Origin of the sequence: Vibrio sp. CCUG 15886 (assembly GCF_028570825.1) — a bacterium.
In the GTDB taxonomy this organism is placed as follows: Bacteria; Pseudomonadota; Gammaproteobacteria; order Enterobacterales; family Vibrionaceae; genus Vibrio; species Vibrio vulnificus_B.
In genome coordinates, this window is sequence record NZ_JAQQBT010000054.1 from 1 (window position 1) to 616 (window position 616).

The 616-nt window shown below is 44.8% G+C and carries 1 protein-coding gene and 1 pseudogene; both read right to left on the bottom strand.

Features of this window, described 5'->3' with window-relative positions; all coding sequences use genetic code 11:
- Nucleotides 1–183: pseudogene (locus PQQ36_RS22520) on the bottom strand (IS630 family transposase); the annotation flags it as partial.
- Nucleotides 184–208: 25 nt separating this feature from the next.
- A partial coding sequence (locus tag PQQ36_RS22525) for an IS630 family transposase (RefSeq protein ID WP_273662749.1) occupies nt 209–616 on the bottom strand: 408 nt, incomplete at its 5' end.

The following is a 616-nucleotide window of genomic DNA, read 5'->3' on the forward strand; positions in this document are numbered from 1 at the left end:
GACCATTGCCTCACCAATACCTCTAGCGGGGCATACTGAGCCAAACAAATACGCATATTCAAACTGCTGCTGTTTTACCACTCTTGGTCTTGAGCCACGCTCAGCCCAAAGTCGAGTTGTCGTGTTTTGCTGGCCAAATCTTGCTTCATCTTGAAACCAGACATCGACGTTATCAAGCCCCATGTGACCGGGGATCTTAAGGATCGTTTCAATTTTGAATTTTTTTAAAATCGTCTTGGATTTGCTGGGATTGACGAGGGTGCTTGGAGCGTGAAGTTATCCAAGAAAAGCCCATATGGTTGAGCAAGTAGTAGATCGAATCTGGGTGGTAGTGTTTGCCAAATTCATTAACGATATAAGCATGAATATCGTTACCAGTTAATCGACCGCCAGACGAATCCATCGCTCGAGCTTTTATATACTGACTTAATTGTTCTCGCTGCTCCGCGTTAAGAAATGCTGGGCGACCCGTTCTTGGTTTCTCTTGCAGTCCTTCAAGCCCTTCTTCAAGGAAGGTTTGTACCCATTTATTCACACTGGTTCTGCTTACCTTAAGGAACTTAGCAATTTGGGTTCGAGAGTGACCATCTTTAAAATGGGCCAATGCGAGCAATCG